General features: G+C 70.3%; 20 protein-coding genes and 2 pseudogenes. 15 read left to right on the forward strand and 7 right to left on the reverse strand.

The window, feature by feature from the left end; translation table 11 throughout:
* Nucleotides 1–28 precede the first annotated feature (28 nt).
* The 3 genes and pseudogenes from EES42_RS14235 to EES42_RS14245 all read left to right on the forward strand — a co-directional run.
* Nucleotides 29–3,532 (forward strand): DNA polymerase III subunit alpha, encoded by a 3,504-nt coding sequence (locus tag EES42_RS14235; RefSeq protein ID WP_124718603.1) that lies wholly within the window; start codon nucleotides 29–31, stop codon nucleotides 3,530–3,532.
* A gap of 5 nt (nucleotides 3,533–3,537) precedes the next feature.
* A complete protein-coding gene (locus EES42_RS14240; protein ID WP_124719361.1) occupies nucleotides 3,538–4,506 on the forward strand; it encodes a DNA polymerase Y family protein in 969 nt (322 codons plus the stop codon).
* Nucleotides 4,507–4,555: 49 nt separating this feature from the next.
* A pseudogene (locus tag EES42_RS14245) lies at nucleotides 4,556–4,651 on the forward strand (IS5/IS1182 family transposase); the annotation flags it as partial.
* Nucleotides 4,652–4,654: 3 nt separating this feature from the next.
* Here the strand turns inward: EES42_RS14245 and EES42_RS14250 are convergent.
* The gene (locus EES42_RS14250; RefSeq protein ID WP_124718604.1) at nucleotides 4,655–5,014 is read right to left on the reverse strand and encodes an excisionase; all 360 of its coding nucleotides are present in this window, start codon (nucleotides 5,012–5,014) and stop codon (nucleotides 4,655–4,657) included.
* Nucleotides 5,015–5,082: 68 nt separating this feature from the next.
* On the opposite strand from EES42_RS14250, the gene EES42_RS14255 reads away from it, so the two are divergent.
* Together EES42_RS14255 and EES42_RS14260 are read left to right on the forward strand one after the other, a co-directional pair.
* A complete protein-coding gene (locus EES42_RS14255) occupies nucleotides 5,083–6,054 on the forward strand; it encodes a Clp protease N-terminal domain-containing protein (RefSeq protein WP_124718605.1) in 972 nt (323 codons plus the stop codon).
* Nucleotides 6,055–6,162: 108 nt separating this feature from the next.
* A complete protein-coding gene (locus tag EES42_RS14260; RefSeq protein WP_124718606.1) occupies nucleotides 6,163–7,272 on the forward strand; it encodes an FAD-dependent oxidoreductase in 1,110 nt (369 codons plus the stop codon).
* Between the two features lie 239 nt (nucleotides 7,273–7,511).
* On the opposite strand, the gene EES42_RS14265 is transcribed toward EES42_RS14260, so the two are convergent.
* Together EES42_RS14265 and EES42_RS14270 are read right to left on the reverse strand one after the other, a co-directional pair.
* Entirely contained in the window at nucleotides 7,512–9,920 is a 2,409-nt protein-coding gene (locus EES42_RS14265; RefSeq protein WP_124718607.1) for a tyrosine-type recombinase/integrase, read from the reverse strand.
* A 22-nt stretch (nucleotides 9,921–9,942) separates the two neighbouring features.
* Nucleotides 9,943–11,133, reverse strand: a complete 1,191-nt coding sequence (locus EES42_RS14270) for a tyrosine-type recombinase/integrase (RefSeq protein ID WP_124718608.1) — start codon at nucleotides 11,131–11,133, stop codon at nucleotides 9,943–9,945.
* A 67-nt stretch (nucleotides 11,134–11,200) separates the two neighbouring features.
* On the opposite strand from EES42_RS14270, the pseudogene EES42_RS14275 reads away from it, so the two are divergent.
* The 4 genes and pseudogenes from EES42_RS14275 to EES42_RS14290 all read left to right on the forward strand — a co-directional run.
* Nucleotides 11,201–11,614, forward strand: a pseudogene (locus EES42_RS14275) (OB-fold nucleic acid binding domain-containing protein); the annotation flags it as partial.
* Entirely contained in the window at nucleotides 11,611–12,618 is a 1,008-nt protein-coding gene (locus tag EES42_RS14280) for a DNA polymerase Y family protein (protein ID WP_124718609.1), read from the forward strand. The pseudogene EES42_RS14275 and the gene EES42_RS14280, both read left to right, overlap by 4 nt.
* Before the next feature lie 182 nt (nucleotides 12,619–12,800).
* Nucleotides 12,801–13,694, forward strand: coding sequence for an esterase/lipase family protein (locus EES42_RS14285; RefSeq protein WP_124718610.1), 894 nt, complete (start codon nucleotides 12,801–12,803; stop codon nucleotides 13,692–13,694).
* A gap of 96 nt (nucleotides 13,695–13,790) precedes the next feature.
* On the forward strand, nucleotides 13,791–15,338 hold the full coding sequence (locus tag EES42_RS14290) for a trifunctional class I SAM-dependent methyltransferase/NUDIX hydrolase/VOC family protein (RefSeq protein ID WP_124718611.1): 1,548 nt from the start codon (nucleotides 13,791–13,793) through the stop codon (nucleotides 15,336–15,338).
* Between the two features lie 30 nt (nucleotides 15,339–15,368).
* On the opposite strand, the gene EES42_RS14295 is transcribed toward EES42_RS14290, so the two are convergent.
* Nucleotides 15,369–16,175, reverse strand: coding sequence for a GntR family transcriptional regulator (locus EES42_RS14295; protein ID WP_124718612.1), 807 nt, complete (start codon nucleotides 16,173–16,175; stop codon nucleotides 15,369–15,371).
* 229 nt (nucleotides 16,176–16,404) lie between these two features.
* Here EES42_RS14295 and EES42_RS14300 point away from each other — a divergent pair, with 229 nt between their 5' ends.
* From EES42_RS14300 to EES42_RS14310, 3 genes are read left to right on the forward strand one after another with little or no spacing between them, the layout of a single operon-like run.
* On the forward strand, nucleotides 16,405–17,202 hold the full coding sequence (locus EES42_RS14300) for a tyrosine-protein phosphatase (protein ID WP_124718613.1): 798 nt from the start codon (nucleotides 16,405–16,407) through the stop codon (nucleotides 17,200–17,202).
* A 39-nt stretch (nucleotides 17,203–17,241) separates the two neighbouring features.
* Nucleotides 17,242–18,561, forward strand: coding sequence for an MFS transporter (locus EES42_RS14305; protein ID WP_124718614.1), 1,320 nt, complete (start codon nucleotides 17,242–17,244; stop codon nucleotides 18,559–18,561).
* A 28-nt stretch (nucleotides 18,562–18,589) separates the two neighbouring features.
* Nucleotides 18,590–20,374: a glycoside hydrolase family 3 protein gene (locus EES42_RS14310; RefSeq protein WP_241196389.1), complete on the forward strand. Its 1,785-nt coding sequence runs from the start codon at nucleotides 18,590–18,592 to the stop codon at nucleotides 20,372–20,374.
* Nucleotides 20,375–20,452: 78 nt separating this feature from the next.
* Here the strand turns inward: EES42_RS14310 and EES42_RS14315 are convergent, their stop codons facing one another.
* The gene (locus EES42_RS14315) at nucleotides 20,453–20,947 is read right to left on the reverse strand and encodes a ribonuclease FAU-1 family protein (protein WP_124718615.1); all 495 of its coding nucleotides are present in this window, start codon (nucleotides 20,945–20,947) and stop codon (nucleotides 20,453–20,455) included.
* Nucleotides 20,928–21,848 carry a GNAT family N-acetyltransferase gene (locus EES42_RS14320; RefSeq protein ID WP_124718616.1) on the reverse strand — a complete coding sequence of 307 codons (921 nt, stop codon included), beginning with the start codon at nucleotides 21,846–21,848 and terminating at the stop codon, nucleotides 20,928–20,930. The genes EES42_RS14315 and EES42_RS14320 overlap by 20 nt, the downstream gene beginning before the upstream one ends.
* Nucleotides 21,849–21,928: 80 nt before the next feature.
* Here EES42_RS14320 and EES42_RS14325 point away from each other — a divergent pair, with 80 nt between their 5' ends.
* Nucleotides 21,929–22,306, forward strand: coding sequence for a GntR family transcriptional regulator (locus tag EES42_RS14325; RefSeq protein WP_124718617.1), 378 nt, complete (start codon nucleotides 21,929–21,931; stop codon nucleotides 22,304–22,306).
* Between the two features lie 28 nt (nucleotides 22,307–22,334).
* Here the strand turns inward: EES42_RS14325 and EES42_RS14330 are convergent, their stop codons facing one another.
* Nucleotides 22,335–23,438 (reverse strand): DUF5925 domain-containing protein, encoded by a 1,104-nt coding sequence (locus EES42_RS14330; RefSeq protein ID WP_206433473.1) that lies wholly within the window; start codon nucleotides 23,436–23,438, stop codon nucleotides 22,335–22,337.
* A gap of 216 nt (nucleotides 23,439–23,654) precedes the next feature.
* Between EES42_RS14330 and EES42_RS14335 the strand changes: the two genes are divergently transcribed.
* Together EES42_RS14335 and EES42_RS14340 are read left to right on the forward strand one after the other, a co-directional pair.
* Nucleotides 23,655–24,455, forward strand: a complete 801-nt coding sequence (locus tag EES42_RS14335; RefSeq protein WP_124718619.1) for an SGNH/GDSL hydrolase family protein — start codon at nucleotides 23,655–23,657, stop codon at nucleotides 24,453–24,455.
* 224 nt (nucleotides 24,456–24,679) lie between these two features.
* Nucleotides 24,680–24,943, forward strand: coding sequence for a hypothetical protein (locus tag EES42_RS14340; RefSeq protein WP_206433474.1), 264 nt, complete (start codon nucleotides 24,680–24,682; stop codon nucleotides 24,941–24,943).
* The last annotated feature ends 127 nt before the right edge of the window (nucleotides 24,944–25,070 follow it).

Raw genomic sequence — 25,070 nt, forward strand, 5'->3', positions numbered from 1 at the left:
TGAGTACGGATCGGTCCAGGAGGTGCAGATGCCAGGGTTCACGCATCTGCATACCGTTTCCGGGTTCTCCCTGCGGTACGGGGCCTCGCACCCGGAGCGGCTGGCGGAGCGCGCCGCCGAGCGGGGAATGGACGCGCTGGCGCTGACCGACCGGGACACCCTCGCGGGCACGGTCCGCTTCGCCAAGGCCTGCGCGGAAGCCGGGATACGGCCGCTCTTCGGGGTGGAGCTCGCGGTGGGACCCGCGAAGGCGGAGCATACGAGAACCGGCGGGCCCGCGCAGCGCCCGCGGACCCCGGTCCGTGGCGGCGCCTTCATCGACGAATCCGCACCCCGGATCACCTTCCTCGCCCGGGACGGCGCCCGGGGCTGGGCGGAGCTGTGCCGTCTCGTCACCGCCGCCCACGCCCCCGCGCCCGACGGTGCGGGACGGCCCCTGGTCGGCCGGGCCGATCTGCCCGCCCAAGGGCTCACCGTGCTGCTCGGCCCCGCCTCCGACGTCGGCAGGGCGCTGGCCGCCGGCCGCCCGGACCGGGCCGCGGCGCTGCTCGCCTGCTGGCGGGAGATCTACGGCGACGACCTGCGCCTCGAAGCCGTCCACCACGGGCGTGAAGGCACCGGACCCGGCTCGCTGCGGCTCGCCGCCCGTACCGTCGGCCTCGCCGCCGAGCAGGGAGTGCGGGCCGTGCTGACCAACGCCGTACGGTACGCCGACGCCGGGCAGGGCCCGGTCGCCGATGTGCTCGACGCGGCCCGTCGGCTGGTCCCCGTCGACCCCCGCCGGGCCCCGCTCGACAGCGGGGAGCGCTGGCTGAAGGACGCCCGCGCGATGAAGGAGACCGCGGAGCGGATCGCCTCCGCCGCCGGTCTCGGCAAGGACGCCGGGGCGCGGCTGCTCGCGGAGACCCGGCGCACCGCCGACGCCTGTGCCGTCGACCCCGAGGACCACCTCGGTCTCGGCTCGGTCCACTTCCCCGAACCGGAACTCGTCGGCGCCGGGCGGCGCACCGCCCAGCGGGTGCTGGCCTCCCGCGCCGCCGCCGGCATGGTTGTGCGCGGCTACGACCGCAGGCGCGACTACTGGGAGCGGATGCACCAGGAGCTGGACGTCATCGCGTACCACGGCTTCGCCTCCTACTTCCTGACGGTCGCTCAAGTGGTGGACGACGTACGGGAGATGAAGGTACGGGTCGCCGCCCGGGGCTCCGGTGCGGGATCCCTGGTCAACCACCTCCTCGGGATCGCGCACGCCGATCCGGTCGAGCACGGGCTGCTGATGGAGCGCTTCCTTTCCAGGCGCCGCTTCGTGCTGCCGGACATCGACATCGACGTGGAGTCCGCCCGCAGGCTCGACGTCTACCGCGCGATCATCGAACGCTTCGGCGCCGAGCGGGTCGCGACCGTAGCCATGCCGGAGACCTACCGGGTGCGCCACGCCATCCGGGACGTGGGCGCCGCGCTCTCCATGGACCCGGCCGAGACCGACCGGCTCGCCAAGGCCTTCCCGCACATCCGGGCCCGCGACGCCCGCGCGGCCATGGAAGAACTGCCCGAACTGCGCGAAGTGGCACGGGAGAAGGACCGGTACGGACGGCTCTGGGAGCTGGTGGAGGCGCTGGACGCACTGCCGCGCGGCATCGCCATGCACCCGTGCGGGGTGCTCCTGTCGGACGCCACGCTGCTGCGCCGGGTGCCCACCGTGCCCACCAGCGGCGAGGGCTTTCCGATGGTGCAGTTCGACAAGGAGGACGTGGAGGACCTGGGGCTGCTCAAGCTCGATGTGCTGGGCGTACGGATGCAGTCGGCGATGGCGCACGCGGTCACGGAGATCGGACGGGCCTCGGGACAGGCCGTGGACCTGGACGCCGTGGAGCCGGACGACCCGGAGACGTACCGGATGATCAGGAGCGCCGAGACGCTGGGCTGCTTCCAGATCGAGTCGCCGGGCCAGCGCGACCTGGTCGGCAGGCTCCAGCCGGCCGGCTTCCACGACCTGGTGGTCGACATCTCGCTGTTCCGCCCCGGACCGGTCGCCGCCGACATGGTGCGGCCGTTCATCGAGGCCCGGCACGGCCGGGCCCCCGTGCGCTACCCGCACCCCGATCTGGAAGGGCCGCTGCGCGAGACGTACGGGGTGGTCGTCTTCCACGAGCAGATCATCGAGATGGTCGACATCATGACCGGCTGCGGCCGGGACGAGGCCGACCGGGTGCGGCGCGGGCTCTCCGACCCCGAATCGCAGGACCGGATCAGGACGTGGTTCGCGCTGCGGGCGACGGAGAAGGGCTACGACGCCGAAGTGACGGCCCGCACCTGGGAGATCATCGAGGCGTTCGGCAGTTACGGCTTCTGCAAGGCGCACGCGGTCGCCTTCGCCGTACCGACGTACCAGTCGGCCTGGCTCAAGGCGCACCACCCGGCGGCCTTCTACGCCGGGCTGCTCACCCATGACCCCGGGATGTACCCGAAGCGGCTGCTGCTCGCGGACGCGCGGCGGCGCGGGGTGCCGGTGCTGGGACTGGATGTGAACCGGTCGGCGGCCACCCATCGAATCGAACTGGTGTCCGATGATGAGGGTGGGGAGGGCGTCTGGGGGGTGCGGCTCGCGCTCTCGGACGTCCACGGCATCGGCGCGGCCGAGGTCGCCCGGATCGAGGCCGGACAGCCCTACACCTCGCTGCTCGACTTCTGGCAGCGCGCCAGGCCGGGCAGGCCGGCCGCCGAACGGCTGGCCCGGGTGGGCGCGTTGGACGCGTTCGGCGCCAACCGGCGCGATCTGCTGCTGCACCTGTCCGAACTGCACCGCGCCCAGCGGGGCGCGGGCCCCGGCGCGCAGCTGCCGCTCGGCGGCGGACACCGGACCGGCTCCATCGGCCTGCCCGACCTGGACGACGCGGAACGCCTCAGCGCCGAGCTGGGCGTCCTGAGCATGGATGTCTCCCGCCACCTGATGGACGATCACCACGCCTTCCTGAAGGAGCTCGGCACGGTCTCCGCCAAGCGGCTGCGCGAGGCACGGCACGGGGACACCGTGCTGGTCGCGGGCGCCAAGGCAGCCACCCAGACCCCGCCGGTCCTTCACCGCACCAAGTCAAGCCCGTACGGGGAAGCGACCGCGCGGGAGCCGCAGCGGATCATCTTCGTCACCCTCGACGACTCGACCGGCCTGATAGACCTGGCTTTCTTCGCCGACAACCAAGCCGACTGCGCGCACACGATCTTTCACAGCTGGCTGCTGCTGGTCCGCGGGAAAGTCCAACGCCGTGGGCCGCGTTCGCTCAGTGTTGTCGGCTCTGCCGCGTGGGATCTGATGGAACTGGCGGAGTTGCGCCGGTCCGGAGGTCTCGATGCTGTGGCGGACCGATTGGCGGAGCGTCAGGAGCACCCTGCCCCTGAGACGAGAAAGCCTGGTCGAACGATTCAAGTGGCCAACGGCGTCGAAATGGATCCATGGGCGGATCTCAGGCCCGCCGGCGGTGACTCCATGGGGGGCGGAAAGTTCTGGCACTCCAGTCCTGGAAGCGCAGGGTGATCGAGATGGCCGTTATCTATATCCAGGCGCCAGGGCCGCCTCGGGAAACATGGGAGACACTTCTTCAGGTACTGGGCGACATCACCCCGGTTGTCGAGGCCGTTCCTCCCGACGCCGTATTGGCGGATGTGAGTGGGAGCGTTCGCTATTTCGATTGCGACGCTGTTGAGATCGCGCGACTGGTGCGTGTGCGTACGCTGGCGTTGCACGGCCTTGACTGCGCTGTCGGTGTGGCTCCCAATCCCATGCTCGCCAGGATGGCCGGGCAGCACGGACCGCCAGGTGCTGTTCGCTGTATCGCGGATACCCCACAGGGAATCTCCGGTTTCCTGAATCCAAAACCAGTGGCGGTCCTGTACGGAGTGGGGCCGAAGACGGCTCGCGTGCTCTGCGAGTACGGGTTGGACAGTATCGGTAAGGTGGCAGGAACTTCTGAGGCCATCCTGCAGAGGATCCTGGGTGCCAAGATGGGCCGTCTTGTGCACGAACGGGCCCGTGGCATCGACCGGACACGCGTGGTACCGCACGCTCCGCCCAGGTCAACCAGTGCTGAATTGCGATTCGACAGGCATGAGATCGATGGATCCATACGCCGAAGCGCGCTACTTGAACTTGCCGTTGATATCGGCAGGCAATTGCGAACGGACGGCCAGGTGGCCCGCACGCTTACGCTCACAGTTCATTACGCGGATCGGTCTACGACCACCCGGACGCGAGTGCTTCCAGAACCCACGGCTCACACTCCGGTACTGGCGGGCACTGCACAAGCGCTGCACGATGCCTTGGGACTTCAGCGGGCACGGGTAACAGCTCTCTCCCTGAGAGCAGAGGATCTGACGACCGTTCGGCTCTCCGGCCAGCAGCTCACCTTCGATCGGCAGACGGAAAGCGCCCGCCGACTTGAACCGGTCCTCGATCGAATCGCCGCAAGATGGCCTGGCTCGGTGAGGCCGGCGACCCTCGTCCGATCGTGACAGCGCCACGGCTGCCTTCAAGTCTCAACTCACCAGCACAGGAGTCCTGTTGGTTGCCTGCCTTGCCGCACTCGACCTGCCTCACGCCCGGGTCGAGTGGGTCATCATGCCCATGGTCACCCGCGAGGGTGACCGTCGCTGCAAGCAGTCACTTCCGCTCCAGCGCGGCCAGCCGCAGCTCAAGCTGGTCTACCCGGTGCCGTAGCAGGGTGACTTGGGCTTCCAGGCTGACTTCCCGTTCCGCCCTGCGCTGGATGCGCGGTGACGCGGCGGCGCGCTCGATCACCGCGTCCAGCCGGACCAGTCGCTGCGGGCCGTTCGGGCCGTCCGCCAGCCGGGACTGGATTTCGCCGTTGCGGTACCAGGACCGCAGGGCCGAGCGGGAGACGCCGGTCTCCGCCTCCGCCTTGGCCAGCGTCACCCAGGGTGCCTCGTCCAGCTGCTCGAACAACTCCAGCTCGTTCTGCCAGCGCGTGAGCCGGTCCTCCCAGTCCGACGGTGTCTCCATGACACCCTCCCTTCAGCATGGTGACCCTATCAATAACAGTGTATTGACAGGGTTGAGAGCATGGAAGCATGACTTTCGAGAGGTTCACGGTGAAGGCCCGCCAGGCGGTCGTAGCGGCCCAGGAGCAGGCGAGGAAGCTCAAGCACGACCACATCGGCACGGAGCACGTCCTGTTGGGGCTGCTCGACGTGCCGGACGGCACGGCGGCGAAAGTGCTGCACCGGCTCGGGTACGACAAGGAGGCGGCGCGGGCCGACATCACCGCGGTGGTCAAGCCCGGCACGAAGGAGCTGAGCGGCCACATCCCCTTCGCGCCGGGCGCTAAGAAGACACTGGAACTCGCCCTGCGCGAGGCGCGGCAGCTGCACCACAACGACATCGATACGGAACACATCCTGCTCGCCCTGGTCAGCGAAGGTGAGGGCGTCGGCGCGCAGGTGCTCGCCGAGCGGATCGATCCGATCGACAAGATCCGTGCCGCGGTACTCGCGTCGTCGGAGGGATCACAGGACGTCACGGCCGGCCCATGGCCGGCCGGCACACCCGCCACCGAGGACACGGTGTCCACCGCCAGCGCGCTGGCCGGTGGCGCACCGGTCGGCAGCCATCACCTGCTGGAGGCGATGCTGCAGACGGAGAACAGCATGGCGTCCAGGGTGCTGCGCGAACTCGGGGTCGACCCGGACGCGGTCGCCGCCAAGATCGACGAACTGGATCCGGAGACGACCACGGATGCGAACCCGGAGGAGACCGCCGCGCGAAAGATGGAAATCCGGCTGGTCGACGACGAGGTGCACCTGATCCTGCGGGACCCGACGACGATCACGCTCGCCAAGAAGGTCACGGAGCTGTCCGACAGTCCGATCCGGGGCGTCGGGCCGGTGGTCGGCATGTTCGTCCCGCTCTGGCGGTCGACCAACCAGCTGCTGGTGCAGCTCCAGCGAACGCTGGAACCGGAACCCAGAGAAGAGGACGGATCCGCCGCGAGCAACGTGGCCAAGGCCCTGCGTACGGCCCTCGCGCCCCGGCTCCGCCGGTGAACCGGTTGATCAGCGGACCGGAACCTGTCGGTGGCGGGCCGCCGTCGGCCGGCGCGGACCAGAGGCTGATGTCCCGTCAACAGGCGACATGATGAAACAGAGGTAACCATGACCATCGCCATCATCGGAGCGGGCCTGGGCGGCTTGGTTTTTGCACGGGTGCTGCACGTGAACGGCGTCGACGCCGTCGTGTATGAACGTGAACCGTCGCGCGGTGCGCGCGGTCAGGGCGGCATGCTCGACATCCACTCCGGCCAACGGGCGCTGCGCGAGGCCGGTCTGATCGACCAGTTCCATGCGATTGCCCGTGGTGAGGGCCAGGACATGCGTCTTCTCGAGCCGGATGGCACCCTGCTGCTCCAGGAGGACACGCCCGACGACGCCCCGCTCGATCGACCTGAGGTCGACCGCGCCGATCTGCGGAACCTGCTGCTGGATTCGCTCCCCGGGGACGTGGTGCGCTGGGGGCACGCGTTCGAGTCCGCCGACAACGGCCTGCTGCGCTTCGCCGACGGCAGCAGCGCGACGTATGACCTGCTGGTCGGCGCGGACGGCGCGCAGTCCCGGGTCCGGCCGTTGCTCACCGACGCACGCCCGGCGCACATCGGCCAGAACGTCGTCGAGGTCGGCATCCCCGATATCGACCGCACGCACCCCGAACTCGCGGCGATGGTCGGGCGCGGCAACTACTGGGTGCTCGGCAACGGACTGTCCCTGGCGGCGCAGCGCAACGGCGACGGCCGCGTTCGCATCGGCCTCAGCTTCTACAACACCGCCGAGGACTGGTTCGCCACCAGCGGGATCCCGTTCGACGACCCGGCCGCCGCACGAGCGCGGCTGATCGAGCTGCTCCCCGGCTGGGACCCGCGGTTCACCGCGCTGATCGCGGCCTGCGACGACACGGTCTTGCCGCGCTCGATCAGCGCGCTCCCGGTCGGCCTGACCTGGCCGTCGACGCCAAGCGTCACGCTGCTCGGCGATGCCGCGCACCTGATGCCGCCGGTGGGACAGGGCGCCAACATGGCGCTGCTCGACGGCGCCCTGCTCGGTCTCGCGCTGGCCGCGCACCCGGACGACGTTCCCGCCGCCGTCAAAGAATACGAACGCGAGATGTTCGAACGCACCGGTGCTGCCGCCCGGATGTCCGCGGACATGCAGGAATTGCTGACGTCGCCGGACGCCGCCCAGAAAATGCTCGCGTTCTTCCAACCAGGCTGAATGTAACCGAATACGACCGGGCAACCGGCCACCCCTCCAGCGCGATCACCTGCGGTTCGGTCCTCTCGGCAGTCTCACGGGACGGCAAGCGACATGAATCTCAGCGAGCCTTTCAGCGTGACCACCGGTCGGGTCAGGCTGGTGGGATGCGCAACGCACGAGGCTCCTGCGCCGTTGGGGGAGTGTTCGAAGTCTCAACCCGCCGGTGCAGGAGCCGCGTTGGTTTCGTATTCTGCCGATCAGGGACGGGGCAGCATGGAAGGAATCCCGAGGTCGACTGAGCGGCCCGGCTGCTCAGACCTCTGAGCCTGCTTCCGTTTCTCGCGCAGGAACTGCAGTGTGAGGTCGATGCCTTCGATCTCACCCAGCCAGCCCTCGCTCTCTGCTTGCTTCCTGCGGGCTTCCAGATCTTCTTCCAATTCGTTCAGACGTGGCAGCATTTTGGGATTCACCTGAAGCATTGGGCATCGCAGACAAGCATGCTCATGCTGGCAAGGTGTGCCGTAGGGGCGGGCACAATTTCCCAGTTCAACCTTGCGGCGGTCGAAGTGCTCTTGGAACTCGTCCCACTCATCGGTCGTTGCCGATCGGTACTCTTCGACAGGGCGCGCAGCCCGACGTCGTGCCAGGTATTCCTGATAGTGGCGTACGACATCCTCGTTGAAGACGGCTACATATCCGCCGGTGGTTTCGATGTTCAAGTGGCCCAGCAGTGCCGCACCGATATGGATGGGGAGCCCGTTATTGATGATCTCGGTAGCGAACAACCTGCGGAAATCATGAGGGGCGAACGTCAGGCCGACGAAGGCCGGGTTCGATTCGGCGAGTTCGTGGCAAAGTGTCCTGATCCGATTGGCGATGGTGTGAGGGCTGATCACGCCTCGGCCGCCACGTGAGCCCCGTTGGAACAGGAAGGGCATGGATGCAGACCACTGTCGCTCGTGCGCGTCATAGCGTTGAAGAAGGGGAACGGACCTCTGCTCTCCGGTGATATGGCGACGAATCACAGATGCGATCACGTGGAAGAGCTCTGCCGACATGGGGATGACACGCTCTCGGTCGGTTTTCGACGGCGCGATGACCAGGAGGGCGACCACCTCGCCGTTCGGCCTTTGGTACTGCCGGATGCTGAGCTGTGTCAGCTCGACAAGTTCCTCGATCCGTACCCCGCTCAGCCTCAGTGTCTCCACGTAGGCCCAATCCCAGAAGGCGTCTTCTTCTGCGCCTTCGGCATGAATTGCTTCGCCGGTGGCGAGGTCCTCCACACGCACCGGCGCTTTGGAGTGGCGAGCCTTCGCCTGGTCAGCTCGGCTGTTCGTCCGGCGGTAGGAGCGGCCGGCATGAGCGAACTCTTCGCCGGGTGGGATACCCGCTGCGGCCTGGAGAAGGGCGCGCGACTTCCTGTGTTTCTCCTCCACGTGCTCAACCAGCGTGGGCAGAAGGGGCTGCCGTTCACGGATGCGGTTGTCGGTGCGTTCCTTCGCCCTGCGGCGGCCGCTTCGCGCGGAGCGCACCTCGTGCCGGGGGACGGGGCACGGTACCGCCCAGACGCCCCACCGTTCTGGCTCTTCAAGAGCCCAGCTCTGCAGATCAAGGTAGAACCCCCGGACCTGGAGGAGGACGGAGTCCAGGGTCCGGCGCGGTTGGTCTCGCTCCTTTCCGACGAAGCTGACCTCTTCTCTCCATTTCTGGTAGACATCGTTTGACAGGCTGAGGTCGGCTTGCTCGGGCGCGATCTCCTCGATTTTCTGCCAGAACACCGAGACCAGAAGCTGTGCCAGGCCGGTCAGCGCGCTGTAGTCGAGCTCGGTTCGACGTCGCTCGAGATAGTCGATGAACAGCTGCCGCACCCCACCGCACCGGATGGGATAACTGTCCACCAGCTCGGTCACGGACTTCTGGCCGGAGACCAGCACAGCACGGAGGTGTTGGGGCGTCCCCGTCGGGAAGACGCCCATGCCGTGCAGTGTTTCCCAGGCAGAGTGGCCGGCGAAACGGCTGCTTCCAGGGGACGCGCCCCGGGTCAGCCCGTACTTATGGCACTCGAGCGAATAGTGCAGTAGCCCCTCGGGAGTCAGATGCTCCAGGGTGATTCCCTGAGTGATCAGCGCGAGGGTCACGTCGAACAACGAGGTCCGTTGCTGGCCGAGGCTGTGGGCGCTGGCCGACTCCGCCGTGAAGAACTTGTCCAGGTGCTTGTCCCGCTGAACATGTCTGAACTGTTCCGCAAGCCCGACGAAGTCGTTCGAGCGTACGGCGCGGAGTGACGGCTGGATGACCCGGAGACAGATCAGACAACGCAAGCCGAGTGCTGCCTGGGTCTTGTGGGGGGCGTGGTCGAACCGCTCTTTCAACGGATTGCCGGGTTCGTCGAGGCCGCTGGCAACCCAGCGATCCTGCCAAGTCTTCCCCGGAAACTGAGCCAGATACGTAAGGACCCGCCGTGTTGCGATCCTGCGTGTTTTCCTTCCGCTGCTGTGGGTGACGGTCTCCCAGGCGACAGCCGCACAGTCGGCGATGTCCTCCACGCCGGCCTCGCTCAGGTCGCCGTAAGGGCGAGGTGCGGAATGCGCAATGGATGGTGCCGCCACGAGCTTGCTGACGTCGTGCTTGAGACGCTTTCCGGACTGCGCCGGAACACGGTCCATCCGGCGATGTCGCAGAGTACTGTCAGCCACCGAACACCGCCCGGACGTCCTCCGGGTCGTAGCCCGGCGCGAACTTCGGTACCTGGCGCGGACGCGTATAGAAGTCCTGAAGCTTCTCGGTCATCTCGTCCAGGCGGACCGTCAGGTAGATGCCCGTTGTGTCGAGCTTCGCGTGGCGCATCACCCGCTGTACCTCGGGGAGAGTCATCTTCGGGTCGTTCGCCATCCGAGTCGCAGCGGTATGTCGGAGATCATGCAGCGTCCAGTTGGTCTGAAGCTTTGCGTTTGCTCGTTGCAGGACCCGGCGCATGGCCGAATAGGTGAGAGGCCTCGGATCGCCACGCAAAGCCCTCCAGAGCTTCTCGCCCGCCTTGGGCACTCCAGCCTGAGAAAGGTATGCGGCCAAATACCGAAAGGCGTCGGGCGACGCGGGCACCGGCTCCCGGGTCTTCGTTCCCTTGGAGACGACGTAGATCTGCTGACCCGCCCAGTCGACGTCCCCGATCTCGATACCCAGCAGTTCTTCCGCACGCGCACCGCTTGAGACATAGCAGGAGAGGAGCGCCCTGTCCCGGTCGTTCCTCATCGCCTCGAACAACTCGTCCCACATGAGGTCCGGAAGCGACCGGGGGAGCCGCTTGGGTACGCGTTGCCGGAGTCGTGCTCGCCGTACATGGATTGGCGCTTCCATCGGACTCCGGTGAGACAGCTCTGCACGCCGGTCCTTGGACGCCGGCACTGGATTTACGACAGGCCCGGCGCCGTTTCCGGCATGGAATTCGTAGAAACTGGAGATCACGGTCAACGCGTGGTTGATGGTCCGAGCCGCGTACCCCGGTCCGAGCGTCTGCTTTCCGGTCCGCAGATTCACTGATCCTGGCGGAGGCGAATCCGCGCTGCGCCTTTCACGCTGTGGGTTGGCCGCGGTCCTCATCCACCCCACCAAGCACTCCACCTCGCTGACCGTCGCCCGGTCCCAGGCGATCCCGAGTTGCCAGAGGACCCGAAACCACCTCAACAGGTCATAGGCATAGCTGCGACAGGTTGACGGGCTCGATGAACCCAGGGCCAGGCTCCTCAAGTAGTCGACAACTGCCCCGATCGGAACGTCACTTGAGTCCAGCACCGTCCAGGGTGGAAAGGCCTGGTCAGTAGCCACGACGCTGCCCACTCGTCGCAGGTCGACACGCCCCTCGCGAAGCTCCGTCCGCACGCTCTGCACACCACACCTCTCAGTCCCGGGGCCTTCTGGTCCTCACGCATAGGTGCAGTCAACAGGACGCTCCGGCCGCCGGGTCGTCTTCACCACCCTGGACGACGGCACGGGCCTGGTCGACCTGGCCTTCTTCGACGACAGCCACGCCGCCTGCGCGCACACCGTCTTCCACTCCTGGCTGCTGCTGGTGCGCGGAGTGGTGCAGCGACGCGGCCCGCGGAGCCTGAGCGTGGTCGGCGCGGCGGCCTGGAACCTGGCGGAGCTGGCCGAGCTGCGGCGCACCGGCGGACTCGACGCGGTCGCGGACCGGCTGGCGGAGGAACCCCCGGCGGAGGAGACCGAACCCGCCGCCGACGGCCGTCGCATCCAGCTGCCCACCGGATACGAGATGAACCCCTGGTCCGACCTCCAGCCGCCCGGCGAAGGCGTCGCCACCGGCAGGAAGCTGTGGCACCAGAGCCCGGGGAGCGCGGGATGAGCACCGCACCCGAGGTGCCGGGCATCCTGTACCTGCGGTTCAGCAAGGTCGGCGGCGGCCTCCCGGACAGCGCGGGGCACGAGGGGCTGCTCGCCCTGCTCGGCGCGCTCACCCCGGTCGTCGAGGCGGCCCCGCCCGACGGGGCGCTCGCCGATGTGCGTGGCGCGCTGCGCTACTTCGGGCTGGACGTGCGGGGGCTGGCCTCGGTGATCCGGATCCGTGCGCTCGCCCTGCACGGCGTGGACTGCGCCGTCGGGGCGGCGGAGAACCCGATGCTGGCCCGGATGGCGGCCCGCCGGGCCGCGCCCGGGACGACCTTCGTGGTGCCCGGGGGCGGGGCGGCGGAGTTCCTCGCGGACCGGCCGGCCTCGGCGCTGGACGGCGTCGGCGCGGCTACGGCCCGCACCCTGTGCTCCTACGGGCTCGACTCCGTCGGCCGGATCGCGGCGGCCCCGCTCGGCACCCTCCAGCGGATCACCGGCGTACGGACCGGGCGCGAACTGTGGGAGCGGGCACACGGCATCGACCGCACGGCGGTCCTGCCGGGCGCCGCGGCCCGGTCGATCGCCGCCGAACGGACCTTCCCCCGCGACGAGCTGGACCGGGAACGGCAGCGCCGCGCGCTCATGTCGCTCACCGAGGAGCTGGGGGCCAGGATGCGCGGGGACGGGCAGGTCTGCCGCGGCCTCGCGGTCAGCGTGCGCTACGCCGACCGGACCGGATACTCGACGCTCACCCGCAGCCGTACGCTCCGGGAACCCACCGCCCACTCCGCGGCGCTCACCGCGCTCGCGTACCGGATCCATGACTCGTTCGCCCTGCAGCGGGCCCGGGTGCGGGGGATCGCGCTGCGCGCGGAGGGGCTGATGGAGAGTGAGCGGGCCGCGCACCAGCTGTCGTTCGACCCGGTGGACGAGCGGGCGCGCCGGATCGAGGCGGTGGCGGACCGGCTGCGGGACAGGTTCGGCCCGCGGGCCGTGATGCCGGGGCGGCTCGCGGCCTGATCGCCCCTTCGGGTTCGCCCGATCGACGGATCATCACTTTTTACCGACGCGTAACTTCCCAGGCCACCTTACTCGCGCGTAATTTGGCCCGGGAACACGGATGAATCAGCAGTCAGAACTGTGGTCCGGGCCGCAGGGTGTACAGACATCGCAACTCCCTTGAGCCGCAAGGAGACCACACGATGCTGCCCTGGACACGTGCGTCGCGCGCCCCACGCGCGCGCAGAACCCTCGCCGCACTGCTCCTCGCCGTCGCCGCAGCCGCCACCCCCACGGCCGCTGCCGCTGCAGCCACCCCCACTGCCGCAACAGCCACCTCCCGTGGCTGGAACGACTACTCCTGCAAGCCCTCCGCAGCCCATCCCCGCCCCGTCGTCCTGGTCCACGGAACCTTCGGGAACTCGATCGACAACTGGCTGGTCCTCGCGCCCTACCTGGTCGACCGGGGCTACTGCGTCTACTCGCTCGACTACGGGCAACTGCCCGGTGTGCCGCTCTTCAACGGACTCGGCCCGGTCGACAAGTCCGCCGGACAGCTCTCCTCGTTCGTCGACAAGGTGCTCGCCGCCACCGGAGCGGCCGAGGCCGACCTCGTGGGCCACTCCCAGGGCGGCATGATGCCGAACTACTACCTGAAGTTCCTCGGCGGGGCCGCCAAGGTGAACGCCATGATCGGGCTCGCGCCCGACAACCACGGCACCACCCTGCTCGGCCTGACGAAGCTGCTGCCGTACTTCCCGGGGGCCGAGGACCTGCTGAACGCCAACACCCCGGGTCTCGCCGACCAGGTGGCGGGCTCTCCGTTCATCACCAAGCTCAACTCGCTCCCCGACACCGTGCCCGGAGTGCACTACACCGTCATCGCGACCAGGTACGACGAGGTCGTGACCCCGTACCGCACACAGTTCCTGGACGGGCCGGACGTACGCAACGTCCTGCTCCAGGACCTGTGCCCGGTCGACTTCTCCGAGCACGTGGCGATCGGCACCGTCGACCGGGTCGCCTACCACGAGGTGGCGAACGCCCTGGACCCGGCGCACGCCACTCCCACCACCTGCGCCTCGGCCGTCGGATAGCACGGACGCGCGGGAAGCCGCGGTACGAGGGGTCCGGGCGTGCGGGGCCGACGGATCCTTCGTACCGCTGCCGGCGGCGGCTGGCACGATCTACCCATGACGACGATCGACTGGGACTCCGCCGCCGACTCCTTCGACGAGGAACCCGACCACGGGCTGCTCGACCCGGTGGTCCGGCACGCCTGGGCGCAGCGGCTGGAGAGCTGGCTGCCCGGCGGGCGTTCCGAGGTGCTCGACCTGGGGTGCGGCACCGGGAGCCTGGCCCTCCTCGTCGCCGGGCAGGGCCACCGGGTCACCGCCGTCGACCGCTCCCCGCGCATGGTGGAGCGGGCCCGGGCCAAGCTCGCCGGGACGGGCACCGCGGTCCTGCTCGGGGACGCGGCCCGACCGCCGGTCGGCAATCAGCAGTTCGACGTGGTCATGGCCAGACATGTGGTGTGGCTGCTGCCCGACCCGGCGGCGGCCCTGCGCCACTGGTTCACCCTGCTGCGGCCCGGCGGCCGGCTGATCCTGGTCGAGGGCGTCCGGGGCGGCGTCGGCCCCGGTGCCGGGCAACTGACCGGTCTGCTCTCGGAACTCACCGAGCGCATCCACCACGAGCGGCTCTCCGACGACCCGGACCTGTGGGGCAAGCGGGTCGACGACGAGCGCTACGCCCTGGTGGCCCGCGCCGAGCCGCCGCACCGGCACACCGAGGTCGTCGATGTCCATCTGATTCTGCGCCGGGGCCCCGAGGTCCTGCTCGCCCGCCGGGCCGGCACGGGTTACGCGGACGGGCTGTTCAACGCCCCGTCCGGACACGTCGAGGACGGCGAGGACGTCCGCGAGGCGATGATCCGTGAGGCGGCCGAGGAGATCGGCGTCGAACTGGGGCCGGACGAGCTGCGGGTCGCCCTGGTCATGCAGCACCGCGGCCCCGGCGGCAGCCCCAGGACCGGCTGGTTCTTCGAGGCGGAGTACGACCCGGAACGTCCGCCGTACAACCGTGAACCGGACAAGTGCTCCGAGCTGGCCTGGTTCCCGCTGGACGCACTCCCGGACGATGCCGTCGCCTACTGCCGGGCGGGGATCGAGGGCTACCGGGCGGGGGAGCACTTCCTGGTCCACTGGCACGAGGACGGCGACACCGTGGCGTACGAGCCGGACGGCGTCCGCCGCGCCGTTCCACTGCCCGCCGCCCGCTCCGGCACCGGCGAGGTGCACCACATCGAGCTGTGGGTGCCCGATCTGGCGGTGGCCGAGCGAGGCTGGGGCTGGCTCCTCGGCGAGCTGGGCCATGTCCCGTACCAGCGCTGGGAACACGGGCGGAGCTGGCGGCGCGGCGACGGCTATGTCGTGGTCGAGCAGTCGCCCGATCTGGCCCCGGGCCCGCACGACCGGCACCGCCCCGGGCTCAACCACCTCGCGTTCCACGTCCGTGACCGGGCCACCCTCGACGCACTGGTGGCGAGGGCCCCGGAGCACGGCTGGCGGCCGCTCTTCGCGGACCGCTACCCGCACGCGGGCGGCGAAGGGCACATCGCCGCCTACCTGGAGGACGCCGCAGGGTACGAGGTGGAGCTGGTCGCCGGATTCCATCAGCCCCGCCCGGCCCCTCAGGAACCGGCGCCGTACACCGATGTGTGGGCGCAGCGCCGGGACTAGGGCCTCTCCGTCCGGGGCCTCTCGTCCGGATCAGGCCGGGCTCGCGGGGGTCTGCGGCAGGGGCGGGCCGGGGTCGCGGAAGTTCAGTACGAAGCGGGCGCGTTCTCCCTGGATGCGCCGGCGGACATAGAGCACCGGCTCGCCGTCGGGGGTGCAGCTGACGCCCTCGCGGACCAGCAGGGGGCTCCCGGCCGGTACGCCCAGGATGTCGGCGTCGCCGATGTCGGCCCCGATGGCGCTGAAGGCGCGCCAGTCGTACTCCAGGGTGATGCCCGCGCTGTCGGCCAGGGTGCGGACCAGGTTCTCCACCGGTCCGGGGGCCGTGAGTTCCCGGGGCAGCAGGGCGGACGGCATCCAGTAGGTGCTGATGCCCCAGGACTCCGGGCCGATGGAGAACACGCTCTCCACCCGGGACAGGACGGCGAGGGGCCGGCCCAGATGGCGGGCCGCCTCCTCGTCGGTGGTGGCGGTGCCCGCGGGGAGGGCGGCGGTGATCGTCTCTTGCACGTCCATGCCCTGTCCGGCGGTGGAGTCGGGCAGCGAGGTGTGCGTACTGCCCATGTCGAACCGCTGGCTGCGGGGGTCGACCGCGATCGAGACCCGGGCGACGGGCGGGCGCACGAAGGTGCCGACGCCCCGGCGGATCTCGATGGCGGCGGCCCGCTCCAGCTCCGCGACGGCCTCACGGACGGTCAGCCGGTTGACGCCGAACTCGGCGCACATCTCGGGCTCGCTCGGCAGCCGGGAGCCGGCCGGGAACTCTCCGGCGTCGATGCGTTCCTGGATGAGGCGGGCCAACTGCAGATAGCGCGGACTGGTCCTTCGGTGGTTCGGCACCCCTGGATAGTACGAAGCTCCGTGAGCCGTCCGGGACGGGGATCCGGCGCCGCCGAGCGTCGCGACCCGGTCATTTCACCGATGTTCATGTGCCGGTCACCCGTAGGGCCGGATAGTCGCACCCAGGACATCTAGACATCTAGATGTCTCCCCGTGGAGCCCTTTTCCGGGCGCCGACGGCGGTGACGGCCAGACCACCGACCGCCCCCGCACCCCCCGTGAGGTCCCCGTGCCCCTGCTGAACTTCCGTGACCCCGCCCTGACGGCCGATTCCCACCGTAACCGGATATGCCCCGGGATCCTCTTCCGCTCCGCACAGCCGTTCCCCGCCGCGGATCAGGACACCGTCCGCGAACTGCTGGCACGGGACATCCGCACGATCGTGGACCTGCGCGGCGGCGCCGAACGCTCGGCCGCGGACTGGGCGGCGGCCGAGGAAGCCGGCATCCGGGTCCGGTGGGCCCCGCTGGACGCCACCGCCGAAATGGCGACGATCGACCCCCGCTCGCTGCGCACCGCCGACGACCTCGGCCGCTTCTACCTCACCCTGGCCGAGAGCACGCCCGGGGCGATCGCGGACGCGGTCACGGCAGTCACGGCCCCCGGCGCGGCCCTGGTGCACTGCGCCGCCGGCAAGGACCGCACCGGGTTGGTCGTCGCCCTGCTGCTCGACCTGGCCGGCGTCCCGGCGGACGGGATCGCCGACGACTACGCCCGCACGGCCGAGGCCCTGCCCCGGATCTTCTCCGCGCTGGCCGGCGCCGCGGGCCTCGGCGCGCTCAACACCAAGGACCCGGCCGCGAACACCGGGAGCGCGACGGCCCACGGCGGCCAGGAGATTCCGCCCGCGCTGCTGGAGGCCCCCGCCGGGGCGATCCGCGCCTTCATGGACGGCATCCGCACCCGCCACGGCGGCACCGAGAAGTTCCTGCACGGCTGCGGCGTCGACCCGGCCGCGATCGCCTCGTTCCGGACCAAGGCCGCCCAGGCCCGGGAGTCCGTCCCCGCCGCCCCTTCCGGGCTCTGACACCCCGCCACCGAGCAACAGCCCCCAGGGACACACACCATGACCGAAACCAGGCCGAAGGCCCTCGTGACGGAAGCGCCCGCGGCGGACATCCGGCCCACCGCACCGCGCCGCCTCCTCGTGGCGCTGATCGTCACCGAGCTGATGATCACCTTCGCGCTCGCGACGCCCATCGTGGCCACCCTCGGACTCAAGGTCCAGGAGATCGCACCCGACCGCAAGGAACAGGTGCTCGCCACCGTCATGGCGGTGGGCTCCATCGCCGCCCTGCTGCTCAACCCCGTCTTCGGACACCTCTCGGACCGCACCACGGGCCGCTTCGGCCGGCGCAGGCCGTGGATCGCCGGTGGTCTCGTGGTGGGACTGCCCGCCGGAGCGGTGATGGCCACCGCCCACTCGACCACCCAGCTCGTCCTCGGCTGGCTCCTCGCCCAGGCCGCCTACAACGCCGCGCTCGCCGCACTCTCCGCCGTGATCGCGGACCGGGTGCCGCCGGCGCAACAGGCCACCATGTCCGGGCTGTTCGGCGCCGCCGGATTCGCCGGCATCGTCCCCGGACTCGTCCTGGTCGGAACGATTCCCGGCAACACCACCGCCCTGTTCCTGATCCCGGCGGCGATCGGCGCCCTCGGTGCCGTACTCGCCTGGCTCCTGCTGCGCGAGCCCGCCGTCCCCGGCGGCGGCGCGGGTCGAACCGGGAAGGCGGTGAACCTGCGCAGCGTCCTCGGCAGCCTGCTGTTCGACCCGCGCACCTCTCCGGCCTTCACCGTGGTGTGGTGCCAGCGTTTTCTGCTCCAGTTCGCCAACGCCCTGATCGGCGCCTACGGGCTGTACTTCCTGATGGCCCGGCTGGACATGTCGGTCTCCGAGGCCGCCGCGCTGGTCTCCGCCACCGGCCTGGTCTCGCTGGCCGGGAACGTGCTCGCCGCCGCCGTCTTCGGCCGGGTCGCCTCGCGCACGGGTGCCTACCGGGCGCTCGTCGTCGGCTCCGGGACGCTGATGACCACGGCCATGGTGATCAAGATGTTCTCCGCGTCCGTGTGGCCGGTCTATCTCGCCACCGCGGTGGCCGCCGTCGGACTGGGCGCCTTCTACGCCGTCGACCTCGCCCTGGTCCTGCGGGTGATGCCGGACGGCGGCGACTCGGCCCGCTACCTGGGGGTGTTCAACATCGCCAAGGCGCTGCCCCAGACCCTCGCCCCGGTGCTCGCACCCGTGCTTCTCGCCCTCGGCAGCGACCCGGTCGGGGCGTCGGCGGAGAAGAACTACTTCGCGCTCTTCCTCGGCGGCGCCGTCGCCGCACTGCTCGCCACCGCCCTGACCCCGCTGATCCGGCACCCGAGGCTCGTCCGTGACTGACCACCGCCGCCCGACAGGAGACCGCTCCGTGCCCGAACTCGTACGCCATCACGACGGAACACTCTTCCGCGACCTCAACCACAACGGCACCATGGAGCCGTACGAGGACCCGAGGCTCCCGGTGGAGGACCGGGTCACCGATCTGCTGGCCCGGATGACCCTGGAGGAGAAGGCCGGCCTCCTGTGCCACGGGCGGATGCTCGCCGGCGACCGGGGACCGTACCGCTCCGGCGCGGAGCTGATCGGTGAGCGGCACATCAACCACTTCGCGATGATGCAGGTGCCCTCCCCGGGGGAGATGGCCCGCTGGAACAACCACGTCCAGGACCTCGCCGCGGCCACCCGCCTCGGGATACCGGTCACGCTCTCCTCCGACCCCCGGCACGGTGTCGTGTCCAACCCCGCCACCGCCCACACCGGCGGCGGGTTCAGTCCGGGCCCCGAGCCGATCGGGCTCGCCGCGACCGACGACCCCGACCTGGTCGAGGAGTTCGCCCGCGCCGTCGCCGGCGAACTGCGGGCCGTCGGGATCCGGCTGGCCCTGCACCCGATGGCGGATCTGGCCACCGAACCGCGCTGGGCCCGGATCAGCGGCACCTTCGGCGAGGACGCGGACCGCGCCGGACGGATGCTGGCCGCCTATGTCCGGGGCATGCAGGGTGACTCCCTCGCAACCGGCGTCGCCTGCATGACCAAGCACTTCCCCGGGCACGGCCCCCAGGCGGACGGGGAGGACTCGCACTTCGCCCGCGGCAAGTGGCAGGCGTTTTCCGGCAACAACCTCGAACAGCACCTGAAGCCCTTCGAGGCGGCCCTCGGAGCCGGCACCGCACAGATGATGACCTGCTACTCGATCCCCGGCGGCAGCGGACTGCCGGAGGTCGGCGCGAGCTTCAGCCGGGAGGCGATCACCGGGCTGCTGCGCGAACGCCTCGGCTTCGACGGCGTGGTGTGCAGCGACTTCAACGTGCTCACCGGCCTGGACATCCCGGGACTGGGGGAACTGCCCCCGCGCAACTGGGGCGTGGAACACCTCTCCCTCACCGAACAGCTGCTGAAGCTGCTGGACGCCGGGGTCGACCAGCTCGGCGGCGAGACCAGGGCCGCCCTGCTGACCGATGCCGTCCGGGACGGATCGGTGGCCGAGGACCGCATCGACACCTCCGCCCGCCGCATCCTGCGGGACAAGTTCCGGCTCGGCCTCTTCGAGGACCCCTATGTGGACCCCGAGGCCGCCGAGGCGCTCGTCGGCAGCCCGGCGACCCGCGAGCTGGGCCGGCGGGCGCAGCGCCGCTCGCTGGTCCGGCTCACCCCCCGCCGGGGCGCGCTGAACCGGATTCCGGCGTCGCCCGCCGTGTACGTGGAGAACGTGGACCCGGCCGTGGCGGCCCGCTACGGCCGGGTCGTCGAACGCCCCGAGGAGGCCGACCTCGCCGTCGTACGGCTCCAGGCCCCCTACGAGCAGCGGGAGTCACCGCTGGAGCGGCACTTCCACTCCGGCTCCCTGGAATTCCCGCCAGAGGAGATCCGGCGGCTGGAGGCACTGTGCGCCACGGTGCCCACCGCCGTCGACGTCTTCCTCGACCGCCCCGCCGTCCTCACCGGGCTCTCGGCCGCCGCCGCCCTGCTGACCGGGAGCTTCGGGGCGTACGACGATCTGGTGCTGGACGTCGTGTTCGGGCGCCGCGACGCGGAGGGGGTGCTGCCCTTCGACCTGCCGTCCTCGATGGCGGAGGTCGAGGCCTCGTTCGGGGACGTCCCGTTCAGCATGCCGAACCCCCTGTTCCGCTGCGGCCGTCGGGCCGGCGGCTGACCGAGGCGGGGGACCCGCTTCCGGGCGGACCGTGCGGCGGTCCGCCCGGAAGCCGGAACGCGTTCCGCCGTCCGCCGGTCAGGCCAGCAGCGCCGCCAGCCCCTCGGTGCGGGCCAGGTGCTCCAGCTCGTCCAGAGCCCGCAGCGCCGCCCCGGCCGCCGCCGGATCGCGTCCGGCAAGACCGCTCTCCTCGAACTCGTCCTCGTCCAGCCGCAGTACGGACGAGCCGTCCGCCGACACCCACAGATCCAGGTCCAGGTCCTCCACCAGCAGCTCCCCGTCCCGCAGCACCGCGGGGCGGGTGATGTCGCAGTACCAGCCCTTGAGCCCGCCCGCGCCGGTACGGACCTCCTTCACGGCGAACCAGCGGTCGCGCCAGTAGTGCTCGGTGAACACATCACCCGGCTCGAACCGCACGAAGCCGAAGTCACGGACGCCCGGCGCCGCCCACGGCGCGCGCACCGTCACCCGGACCCCGTCGTCGCGCACCACATCCGCCGGATACCGGATCTTGGTCCGCCCGGCCTTCACCAGGGCGACCACCACGGCGGCCTCAGCCGAGCTTGCGGACATGGCGCACGTTCGTGGCACAGATTTCGTAGCCGAACCATCGGTTGACGGCCAGCATCGGTCCGTTGTCCGCGTCGTTGGCGGTGTACGCGTCCGTGTAACCGGCCGCGCGTGCCCGGTGCAGCGAGTCGTTCTTGGCGAGCTTGGCCAGGCCCCGGCCGCGGTACGCCCTGCGGGTCCCGGTCATCCCCGACCAGTAGCGGGTCAGACCGTCGGTCTCCGCCGCGCTGAACGCCGCCACTTCGCCGTCCACCACCACGACCGAGGTGAGCTCGCGGTCGAGCCCGGGAGCACGCCAGGTGTGATTCAGCCAGTCCTCGTAGTCGTCCAGCAGGGCCGGGGTGTCGCTCGGTTCGTCGGCCGTGGTCTCGGCGTCCGCCTCGAAGAGCGGGCGGGGGTCGTCCGCGAAGTCCGCGGCGGTACGCAGCTCCACGCCCGGCGGCAGCTCCTGACGGGGCGGCAGCGCCCCCTCCGTCAGCCCGAGCCGGGAGAAGTACGCCGGCCGGCTCGGCGCATAGCCGCGCTTCTCGGCGAAGGCCCGGTTCGACGGGGTGTCGAGCACCCAGGTGTAGACCGTGCTCGCGCCCTCCCGCGCCAGGTGCTCCTCGGCCGTGCGCACCAGCAGCGCACCCGCGCCGAGCCCGATGCGGTCCGGATGCGTGTACGTGTTGCAGAACCCCTGGCCGGGTTCGGGGCTGTCGTGGGCGAGGCCGACCTGCGCGGTCCCGACGAGCTCCCCTTCCACCTCGGCGACCAGCAGCCGGTAGCGCTTGTCGGGGTGGGCGGAGGCCAGCCGGAAGATGACGGACTCGGGTGTCGTCACCACGAAGGGCAGGGCGGCCCGCCAGACCCGTACCCAGCCTTCCGCGTCGGCCGGGAGGAAGTCACGAACAATGACAGTCATGGGCCGGACGTTACGCGGGGGCCGCCACCGGCCGCCCCCGAATTTCCGGCGCCGCGGCGGACGTGGGGGAGAATCGGGGCGTGACCCTGAAGATCGTTCTTGATCCGGACGCCGGTACCGCCCCGTACGAGCAACTGCGCACGCAGATCTCCGAACTGGCCCGCTCCGGCGCGCTGCCGGTCGGTTTCAGACTTCCGACGGTACGCGGCTTCGCCGAGGAGCTGGGCCTTGCCGCCAACACCGTCGCGAAGGCGTACCGCGCGCTGGAGGCCGACGGGGTGATCGAGACCCGCGGCCGCAACGGCACGTTCGTCGCCGCCGCCGGTGACGCGGCGGACCGTCATGCGGCCGCCGCGGCACAGGAGTACGCGGACCAGGCGCGGCGGCTGGGCCTGTCCCGGGACGAGGCACTGTCCCTGGTGCGCGACGCGGTGCGCGCGGCGTACGGGACGGGCTGAGCCGGGACGGGGCGGCGGGCCGGCCGGCTCAGAGGTACAGGCCCGCGTCCGCCCCGGACTCCTGCTTCGGCACCGAGGCGGGACCGCTGCCGCGCCGCAGCGCGTACAGCTCGGCGAGCGTCGCGCCCTCGCGGCCGAGCCCTTTCTCCGTGCCCAGCCAGGTCACCGCCTCGTTGCGGGTCAGTGATCCCACCTCGATCCTGGCGAGGCAGCGGCCGGGCCTGACCACGGCCGGATGGAGCCGCTCCAGATCCTCGTTGGTGGTGACGCCCACCAGCACGTTGCGGCCCTGGCCGAGCAGCCCGTCGGTGAGGTTCAGCAGCCGGGACAGCGCCTGGCCCGCGGTGTGCTTGGCCTCGCCGCGGATCAGCTCGTCGCAGTCCTCCAGCAGCAGCAGCCGCCACCGGCCCTTGGCCGTGCCCTCGTCCTCGCCGATCGCGATGTCCATCAGATAGCCGACGTCGTTGAAGAGCCGCTCGGGGTCGAGCACGCAGTCGACCTGGCACCAGTCCCGCCACGAGCGCGCCAGCGTGCGCAGCGCGGATGTCTTGCCGGTGCCCGGCGGGCCGTGCAGCAGGAGCAGCCGGCCCGCGATGTCGTCGGGCGTCACCTTCATCAGCCGGTCCATGGCATCGGCCACCGGCGCCGTGTAGTTGCCCCGGACCTCGTCCCAGGTGCCGGCGGCGATCTGCCGGGTGGTGCGGTGCGGGCCGCGGTGCGGGGAGACGTACCAGAAGCCCATCGTCACGTTCTCGGGCTGGGGTTCCGGCTCGTCCAGGGCGCCGTCCGTCGCCCGTTCGAGGATCTGCCGGGCCAGCTCCGGGCTGGTCGCGGTGATCGTGACGTCGGCGCCGCGGCTCCACCGTGAGACGAGCAGCGTCCAGCCGTCGCCCTCGGCGAGCGTGGCGCTGCGGTTGTCGTCGCGGGCGACGCGCAGCACCTTGGCGGCCGGCGGCAGCAACGTCGCCCCGGCCTTGACGCGTTCCAGCGAGGAGCTGTGCGAGTACGGCTGCTCGCCCGTCGCGAAACGGCCGAGGAACAGCGCGTCGACCACGTCGGACGGGGAATCGCTGTCGTCGACGGTGAGCCGGATCGGCAGAGCGGACTCAGGGGTGGCGGACATGGCGCCCATGATCCGGCACGGGGATACCCGGCGCACCCGGGTTTCGCTGTCTTCCTCCCCTTTCCGGCGGCGGCACCGGACATGACGGGCGCTCAAGGGGCGCGTGGGGGAGCTCGACCCTGGAGAAGAAAGTTGGCATGCGCACTTCCGGTGAGGGTGCCGGTACTGCTACCACGGTCTCGGCGGACCGGGCGGAGATCCCGCGGTCGGCCCCAGGGAGGTTCCATGAAACTGTCCAGACTCGCGACGCTCTCGTCCTCGCTCCTGCTCGGTGCCGTACTCGCCCTGACCGGTGCGGCCACCGCCGGCGCCGCCACATCCGTCGACTACGTCGCCCTCGGCGACTCGTACTCCTCGGGTGTCGGATCCGGCAGTTACGACAGTGCCAGCGGCGACTGCAAGCGCAGCACCAAGGCGTATCCCGCCCTCTGGGCCGCCGCCAACTCGCCCGCCTCGTTCTCCTTCGCCGCCTGTTCGGGAGCCCGTACGGGCGATGTGAAGGCCAATCAGCTCGGCCCGCTGAACTCCTCGACCGACCTGGTCTCGATCTCCATCGGCGGCAATGACGCGGGCTTCGCCGATGTCATGACGACCTGTGTCCTCCAGTCGGAGGCCACCTGCCTCAACCGCATCGCCACGGCCCGCAGCTATGTCGAGTCCACCCTGCCCGGCAACCTCGACTCGGTGTACACGGCGATCCACACCAAGGCGCCGTCAGCCCGTGTCGTCGTGCTCGGCTACCCGCGCTTCTACAAGATCGGCGGCAGCTGCGCAGTCGGCCTGAGCGACAAGGTGCGCACCGCGATCAACGGTGCGGCCGACTTCCTCAACTCGACGACCGCCAAGCGCGCGGCCGACCACGGCTTCGCCTTCGCCGATGTCGCGGGGAAGTTCACCGGCCACGAGATCTGCTCCGGCAGCGCTTGGCTGCACAGCGTCAATTGGCTCAACATCGGTGAGTCCTACCACCCCACCGCCGCCGGACAGTCGGGCGGATACCTGCCCGCCCTCGACTCGGCTGCCTGATACCACCAGCGCCTGGCCCGCGGTCCCTGGGCGGGGCCGCGGGCGGAGTGCCTTCGTCCGTTTCCGTTCTGTCCAACTCGCCCTGAAATCGGGCGGATTCGCGAGTGAGGTGTCAACCTCCGTATGTGTGTGCGTAATCCTGCTACCGGGATACACGAGTGTCGTCGCGGGGCGATAGGGTTAACCTGCCCGGGCCGGGTGCCCTCGTACGGGTGGGGAGTGACATGGAACAGATAGCGATGCGGAGCAGGCCGCGTGTGCCTGCCATCACATGCGGGAGCGGTGCGACGAGTTCGCGCCTCGACCGCCATCTCGCGGTGCTCGGCGGACCTGCCGTGCCGCAGCGGGAGGCTGCGGAGGCGACCCTGCTGATGCGCGAGCTCACCTCGCGCGATGCCGCCCACCGTCGTCGGAGCAAGAGCGCGCGGGTCTCGCTCTTCGCGCCGCTGCGACGGCTGAGGCGTTCGCTCTTCGGCAGCCGCCGCTGACCCGACGGCCCGTCACGAACGCTCGACCGGTCCACCGCCCGGGCTCCCCGGCCAGGGTCCGTCGCCCGGCCCCCCGCTCGGGGCCGCGGTGACCGCACTGTCCCGGCGCCGCGCTGCTGTCCGCCCT

The sequence above is a fragment of the Streptomyces sp. ADI95-17 genome (assembly GCF_003846175.1).
GTDB classification, from domain to species: Bacteria; Actinomycetota; Actinomycetes; order Streptomycetales; family Streptomycetaceae; genus Streptomyces; species Streptomyces sanglieri.